The sequence below is a fragment of the Nocardia sp. NPDC055029 genome (assembly GCF_053608525.1).
In genome coordinates, this window is the sequence record NZ_JBSGVQ010000042.1 from 48,111 (window position 1) to 71,484 (window position 23,374).

Here is a 23,374-nt window from a genome sequence, read left to right on the forward strand (position 1 = left end):
ACAGGTTGCGGGGATGAACCGGCGGGGTTCGGATGATCGCCGAGGCCACCGAACACAACCCATCGAGCACGCTTGGTAACCAGGTGTTCCGTGCTAGCGGGCGGCGAGACCGAGTAATCGGCACGCCGCCCGTTTCGATGTGTGGGGAAGCCTCAGCCCGCGGCGGCGTCGGCGATCGAGTTCGCTTCGCGGGCACCGTCTTCGAGCGCACCCGCGCAGAACAGCACCCAGCCGCCGACACCCTCGGCGGTGCCCATGCCGAACCCGGCGGCCGCGTCGAGGTAGGCCTGCCTGCGCCGGAGCCAGAACACCTCGGGCACGCCGAGGCACCGGGGATCCAGTCCGCTCGACACCGTGACCAGGCGCGACGCCGCCCGCGCGACGACACCGTCGGCGGTGCCGAACGGCCGCAGGGACAGCAACTCACCGTGCACGACCGCCGCGATGACGGGAGCGGGCGCCTTGCTCGTCTGGACGGTCTGCACCAGCAGATCCAGCCGTTCAGCGACACCGGGGGTCGATCGGGGGCGACCGAGCTCCTGTTCGTCGGAGACCAGGTCGGCGGCCGCGAGCAGATGCAGCCGGGCCAGCGCCTGCAGCGGCGCGCGCTGCCAGGTGCCGACCAGGTTCGTCAGTGCGTCACCGTCGAGCGCCTGACCCACCCGCAGCGCGCCGGCCAGGACCGGATCGCCGACCTGCCCGTCGACGGGCAGATCGGTGCTCGCGCCTTCGATGGCGGCCGAGGACCGCGCGGCGCGGACCGCCGCTTCGGCGGCGGTGGTCGCCCAGCCGCGCCGGTTCGACCTGTGCCGATGCACCGCGGCGAGCGCGTCGCGGGCCTTGTCGGCGGCTTCACGCACGCCGGGCAGGTCGACCAGGGGCTGCAGCGGATCAGTCACGGCATACGAGGCTACCGTTCGAACACCGTCTCCCCGACGGCCACGTCCAGCCCACGGATCCGCGGCCAGGTGCGGTCCGGCCACGGCACCTCGGCGAGCCGCTTCGCCGCCGGGGTCAGCGCCCGGCGCCTGCGCGATTCCAGCTCGGCCTGTCGTTCGGCATCGATCCGATCCATCGGCGTCTCCTGCCCCTGCGATCCCACCGCACCACCTCGGACGCGTCCACGGTACGCCGGTGAACTGCGCCTTCGCGGTGGATTCGGCGCGGTTATCCCGTGAGCAACTCCCGTCCGGGGATCGCTTCGAGGAGGGCCCGCGTGTAGTCCTCCCGCGGCGCGGCGAACACCTCGTCGGTCGTGGCCGATTCCACCACCCTGCCCTCCCGCATGACCAGCACGTTGTCCGCGATCTGCCGGACGACGGCCAGGTCATGGGTGATGAACAGATACGTCAGCCCCAGCTCGGCTTGCAGATCGTTGAGCAGGGTGAGGATCTGTGCCTGCACGAGGACGTCGAGCGCCGAGACCGCCTCGTCGCAGACCACCAGCTCGGGCGACAGGGCCAGCGCCCGCGCGATCGCGACCCGCTGACGCTGCCCGCCGGACAGCTCGTTGGGATAGCGCCGCAGCACCGACGACGGCAGCGACACCTTGTCGAGCAGGTCGCGCACCACCGCCTCCCGCTCCTTGGCGGTGCCGATCCTGTGCACCCGCAGCGGCTCCTCGATCGTGCGGAAGATCGAGTACATCGGGTCGAGCGAGCCGTACGGGTTCTGGAAGATCGGTTGCACCCGGCGACGGAAGGCGAACGCGCCCTTGCTGTCCAGCTTCGCGACGTCCTTGCCGTCGAAGGCCACGGTGCCCGAGGTCGGTTCCAGCAGAGCGAGCACCATCTGCGCGATGGTCGACTTGCCCGAGCCGGACTCGCCGACGATCGCGGTGGTCGTGCCGCGTTCGACGGTGAAGCTCACATCGTCGACGGCAACGAAGTCGGTGGACTGCCACGGCCGCTTGCCGCGAATCTTGAACGCCTTGGTCAGGTTCCGCGCTTCCAGGACGGTGTCACCGATCGAGTCTCCGGCCTCGGCCACCTCGACGGCCTGTGCGCGCACGGCGGCGCGCTCCCGCGAGGAGGACATCCGCTGCGCGGCCAGCGAGGGCGCCGAATTGACCAGCTTCTTGGTGTAGGCGTGTTGCGGATCGCGCAGGATCCGCAGTGCCGGCCCGGATTCCACGACCCGGCCGCGATACATCACCACCAGATGCTCGGCCCGTTCCGCGGCCAGGCCGAGGTCATGGGTGATCAGCAGCACCGCGGTGCCCAGCTCGGTGGTGAGCTGTTCGAGGTGGCCCAGGATCTGCCGCTGCACGGTGACGTCCAGCGCCGAGGTCGGTTCGTCGGCGATCAGCAGTTTCGGCCTGCACGCGAGCCCGATCGCGATGAGCGCGCGCTGGCGCATGCCGCCGGAGAACTCGTGCGGATACTGGTTCACCCGCCGCTGCGCATCCGACATCCCCGCTTCGGCCAGCAGCTCCACCGCGCGCTCGCGGGCCGCGTCACCGGTGGCGATGCCGTTGGCGATCAGCGTCTCCCTGATCTGGAAGCCGATCTTCCACACCGGGTTCAGATTCGACATGGGGTCCTGCGGCACCAGGCCGATGCCGCTGCCACGGATCGCGACGATCTCCTTGGCCGAGGCCTTGGTGAGGTCCTTGCCGTCGAAGAGGATCTGCCCGCCGGTCACCTTGCCGGTGCCGGGCAGCAGGTCGATGATCGCGTGCGCGGTCGTCGACTTGCCCGACCCCGACTCGCCGACGATGGCGACGGTCTGACCGGGAAAGACGGTGAGATTCACCCCGCGTACCGCGGGCACCGGCTTGCCGTCGGTGGTGAAGCCGACATCCAGATCGCGGATCTCCAGCAGCGGTGTGTCGTCGCTCATCGGGTGCGCTCCTTCGGATCGAGCGCGTCGCGCACCGCGTCGCCGAGCAGGATGAAGCTCAGCACGGTGACAGCCAGCGCGGCCGCCGGGTAGAACAGGATCGGCGAGGTACGGATCTCGTACTTCGCGCGGGCGATATCGGCGCCCCAGGACACGATGTCGGGCGGCAGGCCGACGCCGAGGAAGGACAACGTCGCCTCGGTGACGATGAAGACGCCGAGCCACAGCGTGGCGACCACGATCAACGGACCTGCCGCATTCGGCAGCACGTGCCGCACCAAGGTGCCCAACCGCGACACACCCAGAGCCTCGGCAGCGGTGACGTATTCGCTGTTCTTGGCCTCGATCACCGCGCCACGGGCGATGCGGGCAGCCTGCGGCCAGGTGAACGCGACGAGGATCAGGATCACCGTCAGCACCGTCGTCGGTCGCAGCAGCTGCAACAGCACGATCGCCGCCAGCACCATCGGGATGGCGAAGAAGATCTCGGCGATCCGCGAGACGATCGTGTCGAGCAGGCCGCCGAAGAAGCCGGACAGCGCCCCGAGCACCCCGCCGACCAGCAGGAACAGCATCGCCGCTCCGATGCCGACACTGACCGAGGCCCGCGCGCCGTAGATCGTGCGCGCGTAGATATCGCAGCCCTGCTTGTCGAACCCGAACGGGTGGCCGGGACGTGGGCTGTCCATGCCGAACTCGCCGAAGCACTGCTTCGGGTCCTGGCTGGTGAACAGCGACGGCCACACCACGACCAGCAGCACCAGCACGATCAGGACCACCGCGACCAGGAACACTGGATTGCGGCGCAACCGCCGCCACGCGTCGCCCCAGATGCTGGTCGGTGCGCCCTTGTCGACCACCCGGTCGGTGGCCAGCACCTCCACCTCGTCGGCGGGGGCCACGAAATGCTGTTGGCTCTCATGCATAACGGATCCTCGGGTCGAGCGCGGCGTAGAGCAGGTCGATGATCAGGTTCATCAGCAGGAACACCACCACGAGCACCGTCACGAACGACACCACCGTCGGCGGCTCGCCGCGGATGATCGCCTGGTACACGGTGCCGCCGACGCCGGGAATGTTGAAGATGCCCTCGGTGACGATGGCGCCCGCCATCAGCGCGCCGAGATCGGCGCCGAGAAAGGTGACCACCGGGATCATCGAATTCCGCAGGATATGCACGGTCACCACCCGGCGGCGACCGAGTCCCTTCGCGGTCGCCGTGCGCACATAGTCGGCGGATTTGTTCTCCGCCACGGAGTTACGGGTCAGCCGCAACACATACGCGAAGGACAGCGAGCCGAGCACGAAGGCCGGCACGAGCAACTCGCCGAGACTCCCCTTGCCCGTGACGGTGACCGGGGCGATCCCCCATTTCACGCCGAGGAAGTACTGCGCAAGATAACCGACGACGAACACCGGCAGCGCGATGATCACCAGGCTGGCGATCAGCATCGTCGAATCGAACAGCTTCCCCTTGCGCAGGCCCGCGATCAGGCCGAACACGATGCCGAAGAAGCCCTCGATGAGCACCGCGAGAAACGCCAGTTTGATGGTGATCGGAAAGGCGCGTGCGAGTTCATCGCGCACCGGCCTGCCCGAGAACGAGGTGCCGAAATCGAGGGTGAGAATTCCCTTCAGATAGTGCAGATACTGCACGATGAACGGCTGATCGAGGTGATATTGGGCGCGCAATGCGGCCTCGGCGGCGGGAGTCAGTGGTTTCTCACCGGCCAGCGCATCGATCGGGTCGCCGGGGATCAGGAAAACCATCGCGTAGATCAGCAGCGTCGCGCCTAGGAAGACCGGGATCATCTGGAGCAGGCGCCGAAGTATGTACCAAGCCATCATTCCTCCGAAAACGACTGGGGCCGAGCCACCTGACGTGGCCCGGCCCAGCTCCGAGTGCCTATTTCTCGATGTTCTCGAAGTCGAACAGACCGTTCCAGGCCAGTTCGGCCTTGGTCACCCTGTCGGACCGGCCCGCGGCGGCGACATAGTCGAACACCGGGATGTCGGCCATGTCCCTGATCATGATCGTCTGCGCCTGCGCGATCAGCTTGTAGGACTCCTCCTGGCTCGACGCGGCCATGGCCGCGTCGAAGAGGCGGTCCACCTCGGGGTTGTCGTAGTCGACATTGTTGGTCTCGGAGTAGCTGTAGTACTGCGAGGACAGGAACTGCATCATCGTGGGGTAGTCGCCCTGCCAGCCGTAGCGGAAGGCCGTGCCGATGGTCTTGGCGTTCACCGCGTCACGCACGTTCTTGAACGTCGGCACCGGGTTGGCGACCGCATCGATCCCGAGGGTGTTCTTGACGCTGTTGGCCACGGCCTCGATCCACGCCTGGTGGCCGCCGTCGGAGTTGTAGGTGATCGTGTACTTGCCCGACCACGGCGCGATCGCGTCGGCCTGCGCCCACAGCTTCTTGGCCTGGTCCGGGTTGTAGTCGAACACCTCCGAGCCAGGCAGGTTGCCGTTGAAACCGGGCAGCGTCGAGGCGGTGAAATCGCGGGCGGGAACGCGCAATCCGTTGAAGATCTTCTCGATGATCTGCGGGCGGTTGATCGCCATGGAGATCGCCTTGCGGCGCAGCACGCCTTCCTCACCGGCGAAATGCGGCACGGTGGTCTGGATGCCGATGTGCTGATTCTGCGCGGTCGGCTTGGTGATCGCGCGGTCGCCGAGATCACTCTTGTAGGAGGTCAGCGCGCTGTCGGGAATGGTGTCGAGGGTATCGAGATTGCCCGCCTGCAGATCGGCGTAGGCGGTCTCGTAGGACTGGTACATGACGAACCGCAGGCCCTTGTTCTTGGCCGGACGGCCACCGGGGTAATCCGGGTTGGGCTTCAAGTCGATCTTGACATTGTGTTCCCACGATTCGAAGGCGTAGGGGCCGTTGCCGACCGGGTTCTCGCCGAAGGCCTTCATGTCCTTGAAGGCGGAATCGGGCAGCGGATAGAACGGGGCGTAGCCGAGCGCGCTCTCGAAATCGATCGACGGGGATTTCAGCTCGACGGTGAAGGTGCGATCGTCGACCACCTTCAGGCCCGACATCGTCTGCGCCTTGGGCTGTTCGGCATTCACCTCGTCGAATCCGACGATGGGGGTGAACACGTAGCTCTGCAGCTGCGCGTTGGAGGCGAGCGCGCCGTAGTTCCACGCGTCGACGAACGACTTCGCGGTCACCGTGGTGCCGTCGGTGAATTTCCAGTTCGGCTTGATCGTGATCCGGTACGACTTGCGGTCGGCGGTTTCGATCTTCTCCGCCATCTCGTCGTGCGCCTCACCGGTGGCGTCGTAGTACTTCAGCCCGGCGAACAAACGGTCGACGACGCGACCACCCATGTTCTCGTTGGTGTTGGTCGGCACCAACGGATTCTGCGGTTCGCCCGCGTTGGTGGTGACAATGCTCGCGTCGGCACTGTCGTCGGACGAGCACGCAGTAAGGCTGAGGCTGGTGGCCGCCAGGCCCGCTGCGATCAGCGCAGTCGCTTTGATGAATCTCAACGCTCTCTCCCGGTTCGATTCCCGTGGCATAATGCGCTTTATGCTCGACAGAAAAGAATGAACAATTCTCGGAACCATCAGCTGAACGGTTGAGTTAAAACGATAGCCCGCGACCGCCCGGTCTGTCCGCGAAGTCATCGGATGAACTTGCCCGCGAAACCTCGCCGATACAACGCCCCCGACGGGGCACCCGGGTTGACTACTGTCGAGGTAGCAGGGGCGAGCCCCCGCGACCGACCCGACCGCACGAGGCATGTGAGGCTGATTCGACATGACCGAAACCGCTGCAGGACATCAGGACTCGTATCCGCCGAGCGCGGAGTTCGCCGCCTCCGCCAACGCGGGCGCCGCCCTCTACGACCGCGGCGAGACCGACCGCGACGGCTTCTGGACCGAACAGGCCAACCGGCTGCACTGGCACAAGCCCTTCACCCAGGTGCTGGACTGGGCCGATGCCCCGGTCGCGCGCTGGTTCGCCGACGGCGAGCTCAATGTCGCCTACAACTGCGTCGACCGGCACGTCGTCGACGGGCACGGCGATCAGGTCGCCATCCACTGGGAGGGCGAGCCGGGTGACTCCCGCGACATCACCTATCGCGAACTGCTCGACGAGGTCTCGCGCGCCGCGAACTACCTGACCGAACTCGGCCTCGCGGCGGGCGACCGCGTCGCGATCTACATGCCGATGGTGCCCGAGGCGATCGTGTCGATGCTGGCCTGCGCCCGCCTCGGCCTCACCCACTCGGTGGTGTTCGCCGGCTTCTCGCCCAGCGCGCTGCGGCAGCGGGTCGACGACGCCGAGGCCCGGCTGATCATCACCACCGACGGGCAGTGGCGGCGCGGCAAGCCCGCACCGCTCAAGGAGGCCGTCGACGAGGCACTCGCGGCCAAGGGCGACGTGCCGTCCTCGGTCGAGCACGTGCTGGTGGTGCGCCGGGTCGGCACCGAGGTGCCGTGGACGGATGGCCGCGACCTGTGGTGGCACGAAACCGTTTCCACCGCTTCGCCTTCGCACGAAGCACAGCCCTTCCCCGCCGAGCACCCCCTGTTCATCCTCTACACCTCCGGCACCACCGGAAAACCCAAGGGCATCCTGCACACCACCGGCGGCTACCTCACCCAGGCCGCCTACACCCACCACAACGTCTTCGACCACAAAGCAGGCGACGACGTCTACTGGTGCACCGCCGACATCGGCTGGGTCACCGGCCACAGCTACATCGTCTACGGACCACTGGCCAACCGCGCCACCCAGGTCGTCTACGAAGGCACCCCCAACTCCCCCACCGAACACCGCCACTTCGAGATCATCGAAAAATACGGCGTCACCATCTATTACACCGCGCCGACGCTGATCCGCACCTTCATGAAATGGGGCCGCGAGATCCCCGACGCCCACAACCTGTCCACCCTGCGACTGCTCGGCTCCGTCGGCGAACCCATCAACCCCGAAGCCTGGCGCTGGTACCGAGACGTCATCGGCGCCAACAAGACCCCCATCGTCGACACCTGGTGGCAGACCGAAACCGGCGCCATCATGATCTCCCCGCTGCCCGGCGTCACCGCCGCGAAGCCGGGCGCGGCCATGCGAGCGCTGCCCGGCATCTCGGCGACGGTCGTCGACGAGGAGGGCAAGCCGGTGCAGCTCGGCGAGACCGAGGCCAACGGCTATCTGGTGCTGGACAAGCCGTGGCCGTCGATGTTGCGCGGCATCTGGGGCGACATGGAGCGGTACCGGGCGACGTACTGGGAGCGCTACGCCGAGCAGGGCTGGTACTTCGCCGGTGACGGCGCCAAGCTCGACGCGGACGGCGACCTGTGGGTGCTCGGCCGGGTCGACGACGTCATGAACGTGTCGGGCCACCGCATCTCCACCGCCGAGGTCGAATCCGCGCTCGTCGGGCACCCGGCCGTGGCCGAGGCCGCCGTGGTCGGCGCGAGCGACGCGACGACCGGTCAGGGCATCGTCGCCTTCGTCATCCTCACCGGTGACTCGGCGGGCCGGGCCGGTGACGGCCTGGTCGACGAGCTGAAAGCCGAGGTGTCCAAGGAGATCAGCCCGATCGCCAAGCCGCGCGAGATCCACATCGTGCCCGAGCTGCCCAAGACCCGCAGCGGCAAGATCATGCGCAGGCTGCTGCGCGACGTGGCCGAGGGCCGCGAACTCGGCGACACCTCGACGCTGGTCGATCCTGGCGTTTTCGAGGCCATCCGCACCGGCGGGAACTGAGCGCGCAGCGCGCAGCGAACGCGCAGGATACGGCCGGTGACGTGCGATGTCACCGGCCGTGTCCGTTAGAATCGCGTTCAGGTGTGCCGGGAAGCCTGGTCGGCATGCGGTCGTGAATCCCCGACGGGATGAGCGCCCGCAGCGCCGTCAACCCTGCCGAAAGGCCCGCCCGTGATCACTCGTGTTCGTAATGAGCTGACCCGCTATCTGCGTATCGAAACCGTCGGTGGAGCATTGCTGCTCATCGCCGCGGCCATCGCGCTGATCTGGGTGAACTCACCGTGGGGCGCGAGCTATCAAACGATGGTCGACACCCACCTGAGTATCTCCGCGCTGCACCTCGATCTCACCCTGGCCGACTGGACCAAGGACGGGCTGCTCGCGATCTTCTTCTTCGTCGCCGGGCTCGAGCTCAAACGCGAATTCGTCGTCGGTGAGCTGGCCGACCCCAAACGGGCCGCGTTGCCCGTCATCGCCGCCGTCGGCGGCGTCGTCACCCCTGCCGTGATCGCGATCGTGGTCGGCCACGGCGTGCCAGGGATGGACAAGGGCTGGGCCATCCCGGTCGCCACCGACATCGCCTTCGCGCTCGCCGTACTCGCGATGACCGGCTCGCGGATCCCGGCCAGTGCGCGGGTGTTCCTGCTGAGCCTGGCCGTGGTCGACGACCTGCTCGCGATCATCCTCATCGCGGTCCTGTTCACCGCGTCGCTGTCGATGCTGTGGCTCGGCGTCGCCATCGCCTGCTGCGCGGCCTGGGCGCTGGCGCAACGGCAGCGGCTGCACACGCCGTTGTTCTACATTCCGGTCGCGCTGGTCTGCTGGTACGCGCTGCACGAAGCGGGCATCCATCCGACGCTGGCCGGTGTGGCGCTCGGGTTGGCGACCAGGGTGCGCAAGGACCCCGGCGAGAAGATCGCCCCGGCCACTCATCTCGAGCATGTCGTGCAGCCGATCTCGGCCGGTGTCTGCGTGCCGCTGTTCGCGTTGTTCGCCTCCGGCGTCCCGCTCGACGGCGCGGTGTTCGGCTCGCTGTTCACCGACCGGCTGTCGCTGGCGATCATCCTCGGACTGCTGCTGGGCAAGACGATCGGCATCTTCGGAATCAGCTGGCTGGCGATCCGCTTCGGCGTGGCGAAACGACCGGCGGGGCTGGAACATCGCGACATGTTCGCCCTGTCGGTACTCGGTGCGATCGGGTTCACCGTTAGCCTGCTGGTGGCGGAACTCGCGCTGGCCGATGTCGGTGACGACGCCATCGATCTGGCGAAGGCCGCCGTCCTGGTGACCTCCATGGCAGCATCGCTGCTCGGATCGGCGCTACTGTTGCGCCGAGGACGTGTGCACCAGGCGCGCCGCGACGCGGACGAGTTACAACCGGACAGTGAGGCCTAGTAGTGCCAGGACAGGGAGAAGGGTCGACGAAGTGAGTTACACCCAAGGCGGAAATGACGGTCGCACGGTCACTTCCATCCCGTTGACCGACGCCAACCCGCCCGGATCGGCGAGCATCGGCAGCCTCGTCCGCGATGCGACCGAGCAGATGTCCACCCTCGTGCGCGCCGAGGTCGCGCTGGCCAAGGCCGAGGTCACCGCGGAGGTCCGCAAGGGCCTGACCGGCAGTGTCTTCTTCATTCTCGCGTTGACCGTGCTGCTGTTCAGCTCGTTCTTCTTTTTCTTCTTCCTCGCCGAACTGCTGGATGTGTGGCTGTACCGCTGGGCCGCGTTCCTGATCGTGTTCGTGCTGATGGTGGCCGCCACCGCGCTGCTCGCGTTGCTCGGCTGGCTCAAGGTCCGCAAGCTGCGGGCGCCGGAGAAGACGATCAACTCGCTCAAGCAGACCGCCGAGGTCCTGCCTGCCGCGCTCACCCACAGTGAGCACACTCCCGCGCTGGAGAAGTCGGCCAACCGATGACGCGCCGGGCGGGCCCGGTCGCAACGGCCGGACCCGCCTACTAGGCTCGATCGGCGTGTCGTCCAACTCATTCCCGGATCCGTCCAGCGTCCGTTACGACGGACCGTGGACGCACCGTGACGTGCACGCCAACGGGATCCGCTTCCACGTCGTCGAGGCCGACGGGCCGGACCGTTCCGATGCCCCGCTGGTGCTGCTGCTGCACGGCTTCGCCGACTTCTGGTGGTCGTGGCGGCATCAGCTGACCGGGCTCGCCGACCACGGGTATCGCACCGTCGCTGTCGACCTGCGCGGCTACGGCGATACCGACAAGCCGCCGCGCGGCTACGACGGCTGGACCCTCGCCGGTGACGTCGCCGGCCTCATCCGGGCGCTCGGCCACACCGAGGCCACCCTCGTCGGCCACGCCGAGGGCGGACTGGTCTGCTGGGCCACCGCGGTGCTGCATCCCCGGCTGGTCCGCTCGATCGCCGTGGTGAGCTCACCGCATCCCGCGGCACTGAAGAGCGCGGTCCTGCGCGATCCCGCCCAGCGCGCCACCTGGCTGCCCGACTTCCTGCGCTATCAGCTGCCGCGCTACCCCGAGCACCTGCTCACCCGCCGCGACGGCGCCAAGGTGGAGCGGCTGCTGCGCGATCGGGTGAGCGAATCCTGGTCGCGCACGGCCGAATTCGCCGAGACCGCGGCGCGGATGCGCACCGCCATCCGGATCCCCGGCGCCGCGCACAGCGCGCTGGAGTACCAGCGGTGGGCCTTCCGCAGCCAGTGGCGTCCCGACGGCAAGCGCTTCATGGCGACCATGCGCACCCCGATCGACATCCCTGTGCTCGGCCTGCGCGGCGAACACGACCCCTATCTGCTGCCCGCCACGATCCATCGTGGGGCGCGACTGTCGCCGGATCGGACCCTGGTGTCGATTCCGGGTGCGGGGCACTACGCCCACCAGGAGAACCCCCGCAAGGTCAACGAGGTGCTGACCACCCGCTGGCGCGAACAGAACGGGGTCAACGGGTCACCTAAGGACGGGCTCGTCTCGCCGTGATTTGGAGCGCTGGCGCGCTCGAGTCGCGGCCCCTCCTGTCCCGTCGGTCAGGCACCGCTGCTTGCTCCTTCGTCGCCTACGCAACGGCACCTGACCGACGGGACGGCCGCGACGGCCGACTGCGTCGGCCTGCCCCTCCTCGAGGTCGGGGCGTGGTGGCGCCGGGGCGGGCACCGACCGCGACTCAGCTCAGGACACACGCTCCGGTGGGAACCTCGGCGCTGCTGGTCTGCGCGGCGGACAGTTCGGCGCCGACCTCGCGCAGGGTCAGGACGTAACCGGTGTCGTCGTCGGTGACCGCGGCGCCGAAGACCACGCCGAGGACCTGGCCCTCGGTGTCGACCAGCGGGCCGCCCGAGTTGCCCGCGCGGACCTGGCCGCGGACGGTGTACACCTCACGCTCGACGGTGCCGTCGCGGTGGATGGTGGGGCCGGTGAGGTCGAGGGTCTCGCGGACACGTGCGGCGCTGGCCGTGTACGGCCCGCCACCCGGGTAGCCGAGCACGATCGCGCTCTCGCCCGAGGTCGCCGGTTCGGGCGCCTGCGGAACGACCGGCGCGGTCAGCCCCGGCACCGCGAGGACCGCGATGTCCTTGGACGGGTCGAACAGCACGACGGTGGCCTCCAGCGGGCCGCGCGCGGTGTCGACCGACACGCTGTTCGTCCCCGCGACGACGTGCGCGTTGGTCATCACGCGTTCGGGCGCGACGACGAAGCCGGAGCCCTCGAGCGCACGCTGGCAGCTCGGCGCGACGCCGCGGATGCGCAGCACGCTCTGCTGCAGCGAGGCGGCGACCGGACTGGCGAGCACGCTCGCGTCCGGCGGTTCCACCGCGGCGATCGGCGCCCGGCCGAACGGCCCGATGACGTCCGGCAGCCCGGAGGTATCCAGGAGCTTGGAGAATTCGTTGGGCAGCTTGCGCAGCCAGTTCGGCGCCACCGCGTTGACGTCGGCGAGTACCCGCGACCCGTTGATGGCGGCGGCGACCCCCGGCTGGGATGCGGTGGCCAGCGGCAGCGCGAGCAACCAGGCCGCGACCAGCACGGTCGCCGCCTGCAGCACCGCGCCGACCACACTGTCCGCACCGCGAGCGACGGGATGGCGAATGCCGGTGCGCGCGGCCCGGCCGAGCACCATGCCCGCGACCTCGCCGACGATCACCAGCAGCACGATCAGCAGGATGCCGCCGAGTACCCGGCTGCGTCCCTCACTGAGATGTTTGAGGATGTGCGGCGCGATCAGGATGCCGGCGACGGCGCCGAGCGCGACGCCGAAGAACGCGAGCGCCGAGGCGACGGCGCCTTGCCGCCAGCCGGTGGACGCCGCGACCAGCGCGATCAGCACCACCGCGATATCGAGCCATACCGAGGGGCTCACAGGGTCATTCCGACCGCAGCCAACGAGCTCTCCAAGTCACGCACGTCGCCCCGATCCCAGTCTCGTTCCCACCCAGCCGTTTTGATGATTCCGGCGAGGATACCGCCGGTGAGCCCCCAGACGAGCATGCCGTCGACCTGGAACGCTGGGCTCTGGTAGCCGAGACTGCCACGCACCATGAATCTGTGTGCCGGATCGAGCAATTCGGTCAGCGGAACACGGACGACACGCTCGGTTTCGGCCTGATCGACGACCCCGACCGGGCTGGGTGCCCGCCAGTAGCCGAGCACCGGGGTCACGTCGAACTTCGACGGCGGCACGAACAGTTTCGGCAGCAGCGCGAAGGGCTGCACGCCCGCGGGGTCGAGGCCGGTCTCCTCGGCGGCCTCGCGCAGCGCGGTGCCGACCGGGCCGTCGTCGCCCGGGTCCTCGGCGCCACCGGGGAACGCGACCTGGCCGCGATGCTGGCGCATGGTCGAGGCGCGCTGGGTGAGCAGCACGTCGGCGTCGGCGGGCAGGCCGCCCGGCGCGGCGGGGTCGGCCTCCGGCGAACCACCGAACAGCACGAGAACGGCGGCCTGACGTGGCTTGCCGGTGATCGACATGGCCCGGCGCAGGGCGCGCGAGGTGGCGAGGGTGTCGTCGGCATCGGGGCCGCCGTGCCGGATCGCGGCGCGCAGCCAGGACGGAAGGCCGGACTCGTCCAACCGCATCACACCGTTCATCACAACGTCCTTCGTCATACCGCGATCCGAACGCCGAGTTCCTCGGCCACCGTGTCGGCGATGTCGGCGACATCGGCGAACGTGCGTACCTCGACGCTGGCAATGGTGCCGTCCGCGCGCACGAGCACCGACACCGGGAGCACCGCGGGCGCTCCGACGGCGGTGCGCACGCTCGCCTGCGGGTCGGCAACACCGGGCAGGGTGATGTCGAGGCCGCTCAGCCGGGCCAGCGCCTTCACCTCGTCGGGATCGCTGTGCACGGTCAGCACGGTGAGCTCCGAGCCAGCGCGCTGCGCGAATTCCTGCAGGTAGGGCAGCTCGACGGCACACGGGCCGCACCAGTACGCCCAGAGATTGAGCAGCGCGGGCTTGCCTGCCAGCGCGGCGGCGATGTCGAAAGGCGCGCCGTCGGCGAGGCAGGTCAGGGTGATTCCGGCCAGCGGTCCCGAGCCGGTCGCGCCCGCGGCGGGCGCCGGACACGGGATCAGGCCTGCGGCCGCGCGCTGCTCGGGCGAGGCCACCGCTACCGCCGGTTGCCTCGCCGTCTGCGCCGGGCCTGTGGTCTCGGAACCGCCGCGCGGCCACAACGCGACCGCCGCCGCGACGACGACGATCAGCGCGGCCAGCGCCCAGCGCAAGGCGGGCCGCCGTGACGGCGACGGTTCGGTGGAATCACTCACAGCCCGACCATATCGAGCAGGTGCTCGCGCTCCGGCCCCTTGATCAGCTCTGCCGCGACGGCCGGATCGGTCGGCCCGAGCCCGAAGGACGGGCAGTCGCCCGCGAGCACGCAGGCGCCGCACGCCGGTTTGCGCGCATGGCACACCCGGCGACCGTGAAAGATCACCCGATGCGAGAGCATCGTCCACTCCTTGCGCTCGATCAGCTCGCCGACCGCGTGTTCGACCTTGACCGGATCCTCGTCCTCGGTCCACTTCCAGCGGCGGACCAGTCGGCCGAAATGGGTGTCGACCGTGATGCCGGGCACACCGAAAGCGTTGCCGAGGATGACGTTGGCAGTTTTGCGCCCGATGCCGGGCAGCTTCACCAGTTCGCCCATCGTGTGAGGCAATTCACCGTCGAATCCGGTGACGAGCGCCTGCCCGAGCCCCATGAGCGAACTGGTCTTGTTCCGGTAGAACCCCGTCGGCCGGATGTATTCCTCCAGCTCGGCACGGTTGGCCTCGGCGTAGTCGCGCGCGCTGCGATACTTCGCGAACAGCGCGGGAGTGGTGAGGTTCACGCGGACGTCGGTGCACTGGGCGGACAGGATCGTCGCCACCGCCAATTCCAGCGGGGTCGTGAAGTCCAGCTCGCAGTGCGCGTCGGGGAAAGCCGCGCCGAGCGTCCGGTTCATCCGGCGGGCCCGCCGGACCAGTCCGATCCGTGTTTCCGCAGCTATGGCGCGGTTCTTGCGCTTGCGCGCCGCGGAGATGCCGATGGGAACCTCGGCCGTTTCCGCGGCCGGGGCTGCGTCGTCTGCGGCTGCGGTGGCGGGGGAAACGGGCACCTGTCCACCATACGGAACCACTACGACAACATTGAGCGTTCAGTTTGCCCGCTGTGTTCCATCTGAGACCTGGACCGTGTTTACTGCCTGTCATGCAAGGACTCGCTGTGGTGCTCTTCCCAGTGCTGTTGATGCTGTTCGCGCTGGGGATGGAGCGGGTCGAGAATCGGCTCCGAAAGCTTCTCGAACCCGACGAAGAGGTTCAGCAGTACCTGGACAACGCCAGCAACGCCGAAGTGAAAGAGCTGACGAAGCTCGGCCTGCCCGCCGCGGTCGCGCGGATGCGCAGGCGCCGGTCACGTGACTCCGAAATGGATGTCGCCCGCGCCAGCTGAACGATCTATTCCCGCGGGCGGACCGCCCGTGCACGGTGTGCGCAGATCGCGCAATCCACACTTTACGTGGTGTCTGTCACTGTGCTGCCGAGATGCCGCGTAGACTGCGCTGTTGGTCGATTCGCTCGACCAGGTTCGCAAAGCCATATCCCATAAGGAGCACATTCGTGGACGAGGCCCTCGCCAGAGCAGGCATCTTCCAAGGCGTCGAGCCCACCGCGGTGGCCGCGCTCGCCAAGCAGCTGCAGCCCGTAGATTTTCCGCGCGGCCACGTCATCTTCAACGAGGGCGAACCCGGCGATCGGCTGTACATCATCACGACGGGCAAGGTGAAGATCGGTCGTCGCTCACCCGACGGCCGGGAAAACCTGCTGACCATCATGGGTCCGTCCGACATGTTCGGTGAACTGTCGATCTTCGACCCTGGCCCGCGTACCTCGACCGCAACCACGGTCACCGAGGTCCGCGCCGTCACGATGGACCGCGACGCACTCAAGTCGTGGATCGATCAGCGCCCCGAGATCGCTGAGCAGCTGCTGCGCGTGCTGGCACGACGCCTTCGCCGCACCAACAACAACCTCGCCGACCTCATCTTCACCGACGTGCCCGGCCGCGTCGCCAAGGCGCTGCTGCAGCTCGCACAGCGCTTCGGCACCCAGGAAGCGGGCGCGCTGCGCGTGACCCACGACCTGACCCAGGAAGAGATCGCCCAGCTGGTCGGCGCTTCCCGGGAAACCGTCAACAAGGCGCTGGCCGACTTCGCCCATCGCGGGTGGCTGCGCCTCGAGGGCAAGAGCGTCCTGATCTCGGATTCCGAGCGCCTCGCACGTCGCGCTCGCTGATTAGTTCGTCGACGTCTCGGCACGCCGGGACCACCGGTGCGGCTCCGGAGGAAGAGGGCCTCGTCCGCGCCACCGTGGTTCCGGCGTGCCGTCGTTGTTTCCGCGGGTCCGCCGCGCACGCCTGGAGCCGACGTGCTGATCGACGCACGTCGGCTCGAGGACCGGGCTCAGGACTCGCGTTCTGCCCGTAGATATTCCAGTTGCGCCTTCACCGAGCTGCGCGCGGCGGGCCACAGGCGTTTGTCCACATCGGCGTACACCTTGCGGACGACCTCGAAAGCGCCTGCGTCCTGCCCCAATTCAGCCAGGGCAGCCCGGATCTGATCGAGTCGTTCGCGACGGTGGTTCAGGTAGTACCGCACCACCGGCGCCGCATCGGCATGGTCGGGACCGTGCGCGGGCAGCAGTGCCTTGCCCGTGCCGCGCTCGAGCAGCAACTCCAGCGACGACAGGAAGTCGGCCAGCGCGCCCGCGGTCGACGCGAGCACCGTGGTGCCCTCACCGAGCACCGTGTCACCGGTGACGATCGCGTCGTCGAGCAGGAAACTCACCGAGTCGCCGGTGTGGCCGGGGGTGGCCAGCACGGTGATCCGCAGGCCCGCCGCCTCGATGACCTCGTCGGCGACCAGCGCGGTCACCTCGCCACGTAGATACTTCGGTTCCACCGACCGCACCGGCGTCCCGGTGGCTTTCACCAGGTGATCGATGCCGCCGGTGTGGTCGGGGTGGTGATGGGTGATCAGGGTCAGCGCGATCCGGCCGCCGGTCGCCTCGACGATGGCGGCGGTGTGCTTCTTGTCCTTCGGTCCCGGGTCGACGACCACATACGCGTCGCTATCGGGTCCGCGCAGCAGCCAGGTGTTGGTGCCGTCGAGCGTCATCTGTGACGGGTTGTCGGCGAGCAGCACCGACGCCGTCGGCGTGACCACCCTGACCTGGCCGTACGCGGGATGTTCCAGTGCCATGACGGCTGCCTATCCGACTGCTTGGTCCAATTCGACGATCAATTCCACCTCGACGGGCGTGTTCTTCGGCAGTTCCGAGACGCCCACCGCGGAGCGCGCGTGCACGCCCGCCTCGCCGAACACCTCGCCGAGGAATTCCGACGCGCCGTTGATCACGATCGGCTGATCGGTGAATCCCGGTGCGGAGTTGACGAATCCGACGACCTTCACGATCCGCACCACCTGGTCGAGCCCGACCAGATCGTGCACGGCGGCCAGCGCGTTCAGCGCGCACAGCCGCGCGGCCTCCTTGGCCTGCTCCACATCGACCTCTGCGCCGACCTTGCCGACCGCCGACAGCTCACCGTCGACGAAGGGCAGCTGGCCGGAGGTGTACACCAGCGAACCGGTGCGCACGGCCGGGATGTAGGCCGCGACGGGGGCGGCGACCGGCGGCAGGGTGACCCCGAGCCGGTCGAGCGCGTCCTTCCACGCGGTGGCCACGCTACTTCTGCCGCTTCAGGTAGGCGACGTGCTGTTCGCCGGTCGGGCCGGGCAGCACCGTGACCAGCTCCCAGCCGTCGGCGCCCCACTGATCGAGGATCTGCTTGGTCGCGTGCGTCAACAGCGGCACGGTCGCGTACTCCCACAGGGTGACTTCACTCATGGTGTGAGTTTAGGGCTCACCCCGAACGCCACCGAGAAACGGGTTATAGGCTCGGCGACGTGGGAGCACCAACAGCAGAGCCGGTTTCGTCGGTTCCCGGACCGTCGACCGGATGGCCACAGCGCGCGGCCAAAGCCCGCTTGCACTACGTGACCGGCAAGGGAGGCACCGGCAAGTCGACCGTTTCGGCCGCGCTGGCCCTCGCCCTCGCCGCAGGTGGGCGCAAGGTGCTGCTGGTCGAAGTGGAGAGCCGTCAGTCCATCGCGCAGCTGTTCGACCGGCCGCCGCTGCCACCCACCGAGACCCAGATCGCCAGCGCCGACGGCGGCGGTGAGGTGTTCGCGCTCGCCCTCGACATCGAGCACGCGTTCCTCGAATACCTCGACATGTTCTACAACCTCGGCTTCGCGGGCCGGGCGATGCGCCGGATGGGCGCCATCGAGTTCGTCACCACCATCGCGCCCGGCCTGCGCGATGTGATCCTCACCGGCAAGATCAAGGAGTGCGCGGTGCGCGTCGGCAAGGACGGCAGGCCCGCCTACGACGACATCGTCGTCGACGCGCCGCCGACCGGCCGGATCGCCAGTTTCCTCGACGTCACCCAGGCCATGGCCGAGATCGCCAAGGGCGGCCCGATCGCCTCGCAGGCCGAGGGCGTGTCCAAGCTGCTGCATTCCGATCAGACGATGATCCACCTGGTGACGCTGCTCGAGGCGCTGCCGGTGCAGGAGACCGCCGACGCGGTCGCCGAACTCGCCGCCAACGATCTGCGGATCGGCACGGTGATCGTCAACCGGGCGGCCAAGTCTCAGCTCGACCCCGCCGAGCGCGGCCTGGCCGTGCGCGGCGAACTCGACGCCACCGACATCGCGGCGAGCCTGGCCAAGGCCGGGATCACCCTGCCCGACGAGGATTTCACCGGTTTGCTCACCGAGACCGTCGACCACGCCGTCATGCTGACCGCGCAGGACGAGAGCGCTGTCGAACTGGCGCAGGTCGACGTTCCCCAGCTGCACCTGCCCGCCCTCGGCGAAGGCATGGACCTGGGCGGACTCTACGAACTGGCCGAACAGCTATCCGCGCAGGGAGTGCGATGAGCGAGCAAGTGACCACCCCGCTGGATGTCTCCGAGATCATCGCCGATCCGACGGCGAGGGTGATCGTCTGCTGCGGCTCCGGCGGCGTCGGCAAGACCACCACCGCGGCCGCGATCGCGCTGCGGGCCGCCGAGGCGGGCCGCAAGGTCGTCGTGCTGACCATCGATCCGGCGCGCAGGCTTGCCCAGTCGCTGGGCGTCGCCGACCTGGACAACACGCCCCAGCGGGTCGAGCTCGGTCCCGAGGTGCCCGGCCAGCTGCACGCGATGATGCTGAACATGCGCCGCACCTTCGACGACATGGTGCTCGAGCACACCAGCGTGGAGAAGGCGGAGCAGATCTTCGCCAACCCGATCTATCAGACGGTGGCCTCGTCCTTCGGCGGCACGCAGGAGTACATGGCGATGGAGAAGCTCGGTCAGCTGGCCGGGCACAAGGAGTGGGACCTGATCGTGGTCGACACTCCCCCCTCGCGCAACGCGCTGGACTTCCTCGACGCGCCCAAGCGGCTCGGCACCTTCCTCAACGGCAAGATGATCCGGCTGATCATGGCGCCCGGCCGCGGGGTCGGCCGGTTCGTCACGGGCGCGATGAGCCTGGCGATGCGCGGGGTGTCGACCATCGTGGGCGGTCAGATGCTCAAGGACGCCTCGACGTTCCTGCAGTCGCTGGAGTCGCTGTTCGGCGGTTTCCAGGAGCGGGCCGAGCGCACCTTCGCGATGCTGTCGAAGCCGGGCACCCACTTCCTGGTGGTCGCCGCGCCCGAACCCGACGCGCTGCGCGAGGCGTCGTTCTTCGTCGACCGGCTCTCCACCGAGCAGATGCCGCTGGCCGGTCTCGTGCTGAACCGGACGCATCCCGCGTTGTCGGGGCTGTCCGGCGATCACGCGCTGACCGCCGCCGATCAGCTCGCTGAATCGGACCCGCTCACCGCGTCGGTGCTGCGCATCCACGCCGAGCGGGTGGCGACGGCGAAGCGGGAACAGCGGTTGCTGCATCGCTTCACCGGCGCCCATCCGCGGGTTCCGATCGTTTCGGTCACCGCGTTGCCGTTCGAGGTCTCCGACCTGGACGCTTTGCGCGTGGTCGGCGACCAGCTGGCGGGCAAGCCCGCCTCCGCCTGAGTCAGACGGTTCCGCTATTGCTTACATTCTCGTAACACCGGTTGACGGCGCCGATTCCGCAAACCCAGCGGTCTCGGCGCCGTGTGTGATAACGGTCCGGTCTCGCCTGCTAGATCGCCACCTGATGCTGTCGCTGCGCCTGGAAGAAGTCGGCCCACGACGTCACATCGGGATGTTGCTTGAGCAGCGCGCGTCGCTGCCGCTCGGTCATCCCACCCCACACTCCGAACTCGACCCGGTTGTCCAGCGCATCGGCGCCACACTGCATCAACACCGGGCAATGACGGCAGATCGTTGCCGCCTTGCGCTGCGCCGCACCACGAACGAACAGCTGATCAGGGTCCACTTCCTTGCATCGCGCCTGGGCAACCCAAGCGATCCTTGCCTCGGCCTGCTCTACATCCAGTCGAGCGATGGGGGTTGTGATGTGCATTTGATGTGCCCCTTTGCAGTCCGAACACCGTTGTGCGGCGCTCCAGAATCGCGAGCGCGGATCACAGCAACCCAACTACCGCTGCGGTCCGCACCACATTCCACTTTGAGTGTTAGCTCTATCACACTGGGTTCTCAATCTAGGTAAAGGTATGGCGCTTGCGCAAGACCAGCCCCCGATTTTTTGGTACGGCCGTCCATTCAAATCGGGCTCCGACCGGGAAGTCCTGCTGTTCACCGGCGTGGCCGGGCGCGACACGCCGATGTGATCATTTTGTTGACACGCCCGAGCAATCCCCCTGGCACCGACCGGACATTCCCCGTCGAGCAGCACAACCGTGAACCCCGCCACCCCACCCCTTACTCTGGGCAGGTGCCGATCACTCAAACGCTCGCGAGGCTGGCCGGCAGCTGCGCGCTGGCCTCCGTGCTAGTCGCCGGGCTGTTGTTCCCCTTGGCCGGTGGATTCGGGTTCATCTCCAACCGAGCCGCCGATGCCGTCGACAACGTGTCAGCCGAACTGGTGGAGGGCACGGTTCCCGCCGTCTCGACCATGGTCGACGCGAGCGGAGCCCCCATCGCCTGGCTGTACGAGCAACGCCGCTTCGAGGTGTCGAGCGATCGCATCTCCAACAACATGAAGCTGGCGATCGTGTCCATCGAGGACAAACGCTTCGCCGACCACAAGGGCGTCGACTGGCAGGGCACGCTGCGCGCGTTCCTGACCAACACCTCCTCCGGCGAGGTCCAGCAGGGCGCCTCGACGCTCGACCAGCAGTACGTGAAGAACTTCAACCTGCTCGTCGTCGCGAAGACCGACGCCGAGCGCCGCGCCGCGATCGAGACCACCCCCGCGCGCAAGCTGCGCGAGATCAGGATGGCGCTCACGCTGGACCGCGAGCTGAGCAAGGACGAGATCCTCACCCGCTACTTGAATCTGGTGCCGTTCGGCAACGGTTCCTACGGCATCCAGGACGCGGCGCAGACCTACTTCGGCGTCGACGCCGCCGAGCTGACCATGCCCCAGTCGGCGATGCTGGCGGGCATGGTGCAGTCCAGCTCCAAGCTGAACCCCTACACCAACGTCCAGGGCGTCACCGATCGCCGCAACACCGTGCTCGACACCCTGATCCAGAACATCCCGCACCGCGCCGAGGAGTTCCGCAAGGCCAAGTCCGAACCGCTCGGCGTGCTGCCCGAGCCGAAGGGCCTGCCGCGCGGCTGTATCGCCGCCCAGGACAAGGGCTTCTTCTGCGACTACGCGCTGCAGTACCTGGCCGAGTCGGGCATCAGCCGGGAGCAGATCGACAAGGGTGGCTACCTGATCAAGACCAGCCTCGATCCGGTGCTGCAGGAATCGGTGAAGCGTTCGGTGAACGAGCAGGCCGACCCCAACCTCGACAACATCGCCGAGGTCATGTCGGTGATCGCACCCGGTCAGGATTCGCACCCCGTCCTCGCGATGGCGTCGAGCCGCACCTACGGCCTCAACCGCGACGCCAACGAGACGCTGCTCGGCCAGCCGTACTCGTTGGCCGGTGACGGTGCGGGCTCGATCTTCAAGCTGTTCACCACGGCCGCCGCGATGGAGAAGGGCCTCGGTATCGCCGCCCAGGTGGACGTACCTGGTACCTACGCCGCCAGGGGCATGGGCTACTCGAACTCGCCGGGCTGCCCGGCCGACTCGTGGTGTGTCAAGAACGCGGGCGCCTACCCGGGGTCGATGTCGGTGACCGACGCGCTCGCGACCTCGCCCAACACGACCTTCGTGAAGATGATCCAGGACGTCGGCGTCGCGGCCGCGGTGGACATGGCGGTCCGCCTCGGCATGCGGGCCTACACCGAGCCCGGGACTTCCGGGCACGGCAACACGAGCCTGGCCGACCACATCAAGAACAACAACATGGGCTCGTTCACCCTCGGCCCGTTCGCGATCAACCCGCTCGAACTGTCGAATGTGGCCGCCACGCTCGGCTCGGGCGGCAGGTGGTGCCCGCCGTCGCCCATCAAGGAAGTCGTCGACCGCGCCGGCAAGACCGTTCCGCTCACCCAGCAAGCGTGTGAGCAGGTGGTCGACCCCGGTCTGGCCAACACCCTCGCCAACGCGATGAGCAAGGACGACACCAGCGGTACCGCGGCAAGCGCGGCGCGTGCCGCGAGCTGGGCGGCCCCGATGTCGGGCAAGACGGGCACCACCGAGAGCCACCGTTCCTCGGCGTTCCTCGGCTTCACCAACTCGCTGGCATCGTCGGTCTACGTCTACGGCGACAGCCCGACCCCCGGCGAGATCTGCTCGTTCCCGCTGCGGAACTGTGGTGCCAGCAACGCCGCCGGCCTGTTCGGCGGTAACGAACCGGCCCGCACCTGGTTCAACGCCATCAAGCCGGTGCTCGACCGCTACCCACCGCCCGGCCTGCCGCCGGTGGACGACAAGTACGTCCGCGGCGCGGGCAACTCCCAGGTCCCCGATGTGGCGGGCAAGTCGCAGGGCGAGGCCACCTCGATCCTGTCCGGCGCCGGTTTCCAGGTGTCCGCGGTGACCAGTCCCGGCACGCAGGCCAAGGGCACCGTGATGGGCAGTTCGCCGAACGGTTCCGCGGTTCCCGGCTCGGTCGTCACGATCTACATCAGTGACGGCTCGGTCCGGGCGCCGACGCCGACCACGCCGCCGCCTTCCGCGCCTGCGCCGGTGATCCCCGGCCTCCCGCAGATCCCGCGTCTGCCACCGATCCCGATCCCGGTACCGCGGTAGTAAACGAAAACAGGGCCGCCGTCCACTTCGGACGG

At 68.2% G+C, this 23,374-nt stretch carries 23 protein-coding genes; 9 read left to right on the forward strand and 14 right to left on the reverse strand.

Translation table 11 applies throughout. The features are described 5' to 3' along the window. Positions 1–152 precede the first annotated feature (152 nt). The 6 genes from ACWF9G_RS28640 to ACWF9G_RS28665 all read right to left on the reverse strand — a co-directional run bounded on the left by ACWF9G_RS28640 (position 153) and on the right by ACWF9G_RS28665 (position 6,376). The gene (locus ACWF9G_RS28640) at positions 153–899 is read right to left on the reverse strand and encodes an oxidoreductase (protein WP_452519088.1); all 747 of its coding nucleotides are present in this window, start codon (positions 897–899) and stop codon (positions 153–155) included. A gap of 11 nt (positions 900–910) precedes the next feature. Further along, a complete protein-coding gene (locus ACWF9G_RS28645) occupies positions 911–1,075 on the reverse strand; it encodes a hypothetical protein (RefSeq protein WP_379078752.1) in 165 nt (54 codons plus the stop codon). A gap of 92 nt (positions 1,076–1,167) precedes the next feature. Then, on the reverse strand, positions 1,168–2,841 hold the full coding sequence (locus tag ACWF9G_RS28650) for an ABC transporter ATP-binding protein (RefSeq protein ID WP_452519089.1): 1,674 nt from the start codon (positions 2,839–2,841) through the stop codon (positions 1,168–1,170). Next, positions 2,838–3,767 (reverse strand): ABC transporter permease, encoded by a 930-nt coding sequence (locus ACWF9G_RS28655; RefSeq protein ID WP_452519091.1) that lies wholly within the window; start codon positions 3,765–3,767, stop codon positions 2,838–2,840. The genes ACWF9G_RS28650 and ACWF9G_RS28655 overlap by 4 nt, the downstream gene beginning before the upstream one ends. Then, positions 3,760–4,686, reverse strand: coding sequence for an ABC transporter permease (locus tag ACWF9G_RS28660; protein WP_452519092.1), 927 nt, complete (start codon positions 4,684–4,686; stop codon positions 3,760–3,762). The genes ACWF9G_RS28655 and ACWF9G_RS28660 overlap by 8 nt, the downstream gene beginning before the upstream one ends. Positions 4,687–4,747: 61 nt before the next feature. After that, a complete protein-coding gene (locus tag ACWF9G_RS28665; protein ID WP_452519094.1) occupies positions 4,748–6,376 on the reverse strand; it encodes a peptide ABC transporter substrate-binding protein in 1,629 nt (542 codons plus the stop codon). A 241-nt stretch (positions 6,377–6,617) separates the two neighbouring features. Between ACWF9G_RS28665 and acs the strand changes: the two genes are divergently transcribed. The 4 genes from acs (at position 6,618) to ACWF9G_RS28685 (ending at position 11,533) form a co-directional block, all read left to right on the forward strand. Beyond that, positions 6,618–8,576, forward strand: coding sequence for an acetate--CoA ligase (gene acs / locus ACWF9G_RS28670; RefSeq protein WP_452519096.1), 1,959 nt, complete (start codon positions 6,618–6,620; stop codon positions 8,574–8,576). Between the two features lie 171 nt (positions 8,577–8,747). Beyond that, the gene (gene nhaA, locus ACWF9G_RS28675; RefSeq protein ID WP_379311471.1) at positions 8,748–9,971 is read left to right on the forward strand and encodes a Na+/H+ antiporter NhaA; all 1,224 of its coding nucleotides are present in this window, start codon (positions 8,748–8,750) and stop codon (positions 9,969–9,971) included. Positions 9,972–10,002: 31 nt separating this feature from the next. Continuing rightward, the gene (locus ACWF9G_RS28680) at positions 10,003–10,491 is read left to right on the forward strand and encodes a phage holin family protein (RefSeq protein WP_189032446.1); all 489 of its coding nucleotides are present in this window, start codon (positions 10,003–10,005) and stop codon (positions 10,489–10,491) included. Between the two features lie 55 nt (positions 10,492–10,546). Continuing rightward, positions 10,547–11,533: an alpha/beta fold hydrolase gene (locus ACWF9G_RS28685; protein ID WP_452519098.1), complete on the forward strand. Its 987-nt coding sequence runs from the start codon at positions 10,547–10,549 to the stop codon at positions 11,531–11,533. A 184-nt stretch (positions 11,534–11,717) separates the two neighbouring features. On the opposite strand, the gene ACWF9G_RS28690 is transcribed toward ACWF9G_RS28685, so the two are convergent. The 4 genes from ACWF9G_RS28690 to nth are packed head-to-tail and all read right to left on the reverse strand — an operon-like array spanning position 11,718 to position 15,077. Further along, a complete protein-coding gene (locus ACWF9G_RS28690) occupies positions 11,718–12,911 on the reverse strand; it encodes a MarP family serine protease (protein WP_452519100.1) in 1,194 nt (397 codons plus the stop codon). After that, positions 12,908–13,654, reverse strand: coding sequence for an NUDIX hydrolase (locus tag ACWF9G_RS28695; RefSeq protein ID WP_379307911.1), 747 nt, complete (start codon positions 13,652–13,654; stop codon positions 12,908–12,910). The genes ACWF9G_RS28690 and ACWF9G_RS28695 overlap by 4 nt, the downstream gene beginning before the upstream one ends. Beyond that, positions 13,651–14,316 carry a TlpA family protein disulfide reductase gene (locus ACWF9G_RS28700; RefSeq protein WP_452519102.1) on the reverse strand — a complete coding sequence of 222 codons (666 nt, stop codon included), beginning with the start codon at positions 14,314–14,316 and terminating at the stop codon, positions 13,651–13,653. Before ACWF9G_RS28700 ends, ACWF9G_RS28695 begins: the two co-directional genes overlap by 4 nt. Further along, positions 14,313–15,077 (reverse strand): endonuclease III, encoded by a 765-nt coding sequence (gene nth / locus ACWF9G_RS28705; RefSeq protein ID WP_452519116.1) that lies wholly within the window; start codon positions 15,075–15,077, stop codon positions 14,313–14,315. Before nth ends, ACWF9G_RS28700 begins: the two co-directional genes overlap by 4 nt. A gap of 161 nt (positions 15,078–15,238) precedes the next feature. On the opposite strand from nth, the gene ACWF9G_RS28710 reads away from it, so the two are divergent. Then, entirely contained in the window at positions 15,239–15,481 is a 243-nt protein-coding gene (locus ACWF9G_RS28710) for a hypothetical protein (protein WP_452519104.1), read from the forward strand. A gap of 167 nt (positions 15,482–15,648) precedes the next feature. After that, entirely contained in the window at positions 15,649–16,323 is a 675-nt protein-coding gene (locus ACWF9G_RS28715; RefSeq protein ID WP_040703546.1) for a Crp/Fnr family transcriptional regulator, read from the forward strand. Between the two features lie 167 nt (positions 16,324–16,490). Here the strand turns inward: ACWF9G_RS28715 and ACWF9G_RS28720 are convergent, their stop codons facing one another. The 3 genes from ACWF9G_RS28720 to ACWF9G_RS28730 are packed head-to-tail and all read right to left on the reverse strand — an operon-like array spanning position 16,491 to position 17,934. Beyond that, positions 16,491–17,288 (reverse strand): MBL fold metallo-hydrolase, encoded by a 798-nt coding sequence (locus ACWF9G_RS28720; RefSeq protein WP_379307914.1) that lies wholly within the window; start codon positions 17,286–17,288, stop codon positions 16,491–16,493. Between the two features lie 9 nt (positions 17,289–17,297). Further along, positions 17,298–17,771 (reverse strand): RidA family protein, encoded by a 474-nt coding sequence (locus ACWF9G_RS28725; RefSeq protein WP_379307915.1) that lies wholly within the window; start codon positions 17,769–17,771, stop codon positions 17,298–17,300. Between the two features lies 1 nt (position 17,772). Then, positions 17,773–17,934: a DUF4177 domain-containing protein gene (locus ACWF9G_RS28730; RefSeq protein ID WP_019044568.1), complete on the reverse strand. Its 162-nt coding sequence runs from the start codon at positions 17,932–17,934 to the stop codon at positions 17,773–17,775. A 59-nt stretch (positions 17,935–17,993) separates the two neighbouring features. On the opposite strand from ACWF9G_RS28730, the gene ACWF9G_RS28735 reads away from it, so the two are divergent. Next, the gene (locus tag ACWF9G_RS28735) at positions 17,994–19,031 is read left to right on the forward strand and encodes an ArsA family ATPase (protein ID WP_452519106.1); all 1,038 of its coding nucleotides are present in this window, start codon (positions 17,994–17,996) and stop codon (positions 19,029–19,031) included. Continuing rightward, a complete protein-coding gene (locus ACWF9G_RS28740) occupies positions 19,028–20,155 on the forward strand; it encodes an ArsA family ATPase (protein WP_379307917.1) in 1,128 nt (375 codons plus the stop codon). The genes ACWF9G_RS28735 and ACWF9G_RS28740 overlap by 4 nt, the downstream gene beginning before the upstream one ends. A gap of 109 nt (positions 20,156–20,264) precedes the next feature. On the opposite strand, the gene ACWF9G_RS28745 is transcribed toward ACWF9G_RS28740, so the two are convergent. Continuing rightward, complete coding sequence (locus ACWF9G_RS28745) at positions 20,265–20,588, reverse strand: WhiB family transcriptional regulator (protein WP_019044565.1); 324 nt, start codon at positions 20,586–20,588, stop codon at positions 20,265–20,267. Between the two features lie 372 nt (positions 20,589–20,960). On the opposite strand from ACWF9G_RS28745, the gene ACWF9G_RS28750 reads away from it, so the two are divergent. After that, positions 20,961–23,339, forward strand: coding sequence for a penicillin-binding protein (locus ACWF9G_RS28750; protein WP_379307918.1), 2,379 nt, complete (start codon positions 20,961–20,963; stop codon positions 23,337–23,339). Positions 23,340–23,374 lie beyond the last annotated feature (35 nt).